At 45.4% G+C, this 3947-nt stretch carries 5 protein-coding genes and 1 pseudogene; all 6 read left to right on the top strand.

Annotated elements, in window-relative coordinates; genetic code table 11:
* Window positions 1–21 precede the first annotated feature (21 nt).
* Window positions 22–777 (top strand): DeoR/GlpR family DNA-binding transcription regulator, encoded by a 756-nt coding sequence (locus tag AB4Z33_RS30430; protein ID WP_442053482.1) that lies wholly within the window; start codon window positions 22–24, stop codon window positions 775–777.
* A 203-nt stretch (window positions 778–980) separates the two neighbouring features.
* Window positions 981–1556, top strand: coding sequence for a TetR/AcrR family transcriptional regulator (locus AB4Z33_RS30425; protein ID WP_442053481.1), 576 nt, complete (start codon window positions 981–983; stop codon window positions 1554–1556).
* A gap of 67 nt (window positions 1557–1623) precedes the next feature.
* Window positions 1624–2841 carry an MFS transporter gene (locus AB4Z33_RS30420; RefSeq protein ID WP_442053484.1) on the top strand — a complete coding sequence of 406 codons (1218 nt, stop codon included), beginning with the start codon at window positions 1624–1626 and terminating at the stop codon, window positions 2839–2841.
* A 208-nt stretch (window positions 2842–3049) separates the two neighbouring features.
* Window positions 3050–3169 (top strand): phosphotransferase-like protein, encoded by a 120-nt coding sequence (locus tag AB4Z33_RS30415; RefSeq protein WP_442053480.1) that lies wholly within the window; start codon window positions 3050–3052, stop codon window positions 3167–3169.
* The gene (locus AB4Z33_RS30410; RefSeq protein ID WP_442053483.1) at window positions 3165–3413 is read left to right on the top strand and encodes a phosphotransferase-like protein; all 249 of its coding nucleotides are present in this window, start codon (window positions 3165–3167) and stop codon (window positions 3411–3413) included. Before AB4Z33_RS30415 ends, AB4Z33_RS30410 begins: the two co-directional genes overlap by 5 nt.
* Before the next feature lie 281 nt (window positions 3414–3694).
* Window positions 3695–3947: pseudogene (locus AB4Z33_RS30405) on the top strand (3-hydroxyisobutyrate dehydrogenase); the annotation flags it as partial.

The following is a 3947-nucleotide window of genomic DNA, read 5'->3' as shown; positions in this document are numbered from 1 at the left end:
CTGGAGATATGAGGGAGTGCCATGAAAGACGATTTGAATGACAGACAAAAACAAATTATTCAACAGTTACAGACTAAAGGCGAGGTCAAAATAGCGGAATTGAAGGAATTTTTCGACGTTACGGATATGACCGTACGAAGAGATCTAGAGAAAATGGAACGCAGCGGCCTGCTTAAAAGAACGTTTGGTGGTGCCATTCTTGCATCGAAAGACGTTGCGCTGAGAGAGCGTTCTATTGTACGAGGGGTAGAGAAAGAGCGAATCGGGCGACTAGCAGCCAGCTTAGTACAAGCTGGCGAGTCGATATTTATTGATGGAGGTTCTACCACGCTTCAAATTGCGCGGCATCTTCCTGAAGATGCCAATATCACTGTTGTTACGAATGCTATTAACGTAGCTGCCGAGTTGTCAGAAAAAAGGATTCCGACCATAGTTCTAGGTGGAATATTAATGGATACGACCAAGTCAATGGTAGGGCCTGTCACGCTGGAGACGATTTCTCGTATGGCATTTGATAAGGTATTCTTAGGAGCAACTGGTCTTCATCCCCAGCACGGATTCAGTAACTCTAATATGCATGAAGCAGAAATCAAGCGTGTTGCCATTCAAAAAGCGAAAGAATCGTATATTGTAATGGATCACTCTAAGTTCGGTACGAGCATGCTGGTTTCTTTCGCGAATTTGAACGTCGTAACAGCCATAATTACCAACGAGAGTCCGAATCAAGAAATGGTTTCGATTTGTCAAACTGCTGAGACAAGCATCATCTTAGCATAATAATAATTAGCTTAAATTGAAATGTGGAGAGATTAAACAAAATCAACAATGTGTTTCCTGGGAATGGTACCAAGTTCTTGTCGTCCGATATTTAACTAACCTTGGCTGCCATTCCACTGAGCTAACTTTCATAGCTGCAGAAAATACTGGACTTATCGTTCCGGAAAAGGATATACTGTACCTACGGAAACGGAGGGAGAACCATGGGACGCTACAAAGAGTTTGATAAAGAAGCGGTGCTTCATAAAGCGATGCTCGTTTTTTGGAAGAAGGGCTATGAAGCGGCAAGCATTCCCGATTTGCTGGAAGCTATGGATCTTAGCAGATCAAGTCTGTACGAAACGTTCGGGGACAAACAAACGCTTTATATCGAGGCGATCAACTGGTATAAGAAGTGGAAGCAAGCCAAACGGGACATCCTCGTCCATGCGATATCCGCAAAATCGGGAATCAGGCAGTACTTCGAGATACACATCGATTCCGCATTGGACGGCGAGTCGCCGAAGGGCTGTCTCATTACTAATGCKGCAGTCGGCATGGATTCGCCAGATGAGCAACTGAATGCGTTGATCAGGGAGCGGTTTGACGAGTTGGAGAAATCCTTCTACGAGCTGCTCCGCAAAGGTCAGGAGTCGGGAGAAATCATGCCTGAGAAAGATATCAAGACTTTATCTTATCTGCTATTAAACCTGAATCATAGTATAAATATCGTTGCGAAGGTGCAGGGTGACCGCAGCAAGATGCAGCAGATGATAGACATGATGATGGAAATGCTATAAAACATTTTTTTTGCACATTCCGGAACGACTGTTCCAGAAAATTTCTGGTGAGCAAAGGGGACTTTCTATGAATTCAGCTTCCATTCCAACGGAAAAATCGGTTTCGCCATCGCTGATTTTTATCCTGGCAGCCGCTTGCGGTATCATAGCGGCAAATCTTTATTATGCTCAACCATTGATAGGCACGATCGGTTCGACCATCGGGCTCTCCTCCGGGGCTGCCGCACTCATCGTTACGTTGACTCAAGTCGGCTACGGGATCGGCTTGTTATTTATCGTACCGTTGGGAGACATCCTGGAAAATCGTAAGTTGATCCTTTCATCATTGCTCCTTACAGCCGCCGTTTTGACAGTTGCCGCTGTAATCAAAAGCGCCATCCTGTTCCTCACCGCTTCACTCGTGATCGGAGTAGGTTCCGTAGCAGCACAAATCCTTGTGCCGTATGCGGCTCATCTTTCGCCTGAAGCCGTGCGCGGTCGCAATGTGGGCAACGTAATGAGCGGGCTACTTCTGGGGATTATGCTCGCGCGTCCTATTTCAAGCTTGGTGGCGGAGTATATGGGCTGGCGCGCCATATATTTCATCTCCGCAGCATTGATTTTCGCGCTGGCTCTTGTATTGGCAAAGGCACTACCCTCAAGGAAGCCTTCGTCCGCTACAGCTTACCCGGCGCTGCTGCACTCCATGCTGCATCTGCTGAAGGCGACACCGGCATTGCGCCGCAGGGCAATTTATCATGCTTGTGTATTCGGAACGTTCAGTTTGTTTTGGACTACAGTACCGTTGGCATTGACAAGTCCGCCGTTCCATTTCACTCAGAAGGAGGTCGCTTTGTTCGCATTAGTCGGGGTAATGGGGGCAATTGTGGCGCCAGCGGCGGGCCGTATGGCAGACCGTGGATGGGTTCGCCCGGCTACGGGATGGGCTTTGGCCATCGTCATCTTTTCCGGGCTGCTTCCCTTGCTGGTTCCAYCAAGTTCTGCACTCGCAGTTCCCATCCTCGTACTTGCGGCGATTTTACTTGACATGGGGGTTTCCGCCAACATGGTTCTCGGGCAGCGGGTGATTTTCTCTTTAGGAGCGGAATATCGCAGTRGGCTTAACGGTTTGTATATGGCCATTTTCTTTTTAGGGGGCGCTATCGGCTCAGCGGCAGGGGGATGGGCTTACGCAACGGGGGGCTGGGAGGCGGCACTGCTGATTGGAATCGCTTTACCGGCCATCGCCATGGCGTATTATGCGACGGAGTTTTCGAGATTAAGGAAGGAAAACCTCACTGATTGAGGAGTACAGTTGAGTAATCCACACGTTCTAGGCTAACGATGAACGTTAGTTCAAAACCAACACGACAGCAGCCGAGAGTAATCGGCTGCTGTTTTTGCTGAAGTAAAGGGCAGGATTGCTTAATCACTGCATGAATACCTTAGATATGACTGCTATTACTATGTTGCAAAAAAGACGACGTTATCTGAAAATGATTATATTTTGATGCGTGATTAAATTGAAGCAAGGATTAATAGTTTTTCTAAATGGAACTTCAAGTTCCGGAAAGACATCCATATCGACAGAACTATTAAATCAAAATGCAATCTCATTTCGTCAGTTAAATTAATGTCGGCAAAAGGATCAATGTAGTTGTAGATACAGTAAATGATAGTGACGAGAGGTTTAATACATGTCTAAGTTCATTAATCGATCATCCTGTACTATTTGTAGGAGTAACTTGCTCTAAAGATGAACTTATTAGAAGAGAAGGACTAAGAGGAGATAGAGAGCGTGGATTAGCAATCTCACAATATGATAAAGTTTATTGCTCTAATGAGTATGACATTGAACTAAATACTGAAACCTTGTGACCAAACGAATGCGCCAATTTGATTTTAAATTTTATTAGATCAAATCGTGAATGCTCTGCTTTTAAGAAGATAAATAAAAGAAGTGTTGGTGTTTCATAGAAGCCGTATCCTTCAGAGAACAGCAAGTTCACGCTTCGGCTGCCGGCAAGATCGGTGGCCTCATGAATAATTTAACGAACGAGGTAGAAGCAAGGATGATGGATTAATTGAAGTTAATTGAAGTAACTGGGAACTTTGTTCAATGAGTAATGACAACAGCCGGTCAGACGATCGGCTGCTGTATCGATGTTCTTATAACATCGATCCCTTTCTATGCCTTGCCAAGCATTCGCAACATTATAGATAAAGTTGGGGAGAAAGTCGTCGTTGTAGACATTTCAAATTATTATCCTCAAATCAGCGGTAAAATCAAAGACGTGGTGGACGTAATGGTTGAAAGTGTTTGGGTGTCCAATCATTTGGGAAGACCATCATTAAAGCGTTCAACAATTTTTCAGCCTATACGCTAGAGCATCATGGAACTCCCGAAGGGAC

Source organism: Paenibacillus sp. 2TAB19 (assembly GCF_052115185.1).
Taxonomy (GTDB): Bacteria; Bacillota; Bacilli; order Paenibacillales; family Paenibacillaceae; genus Pristimantibacillus.
This window is presented reverse-complemented; position numbering and strand designations above follow the sequence as displayed.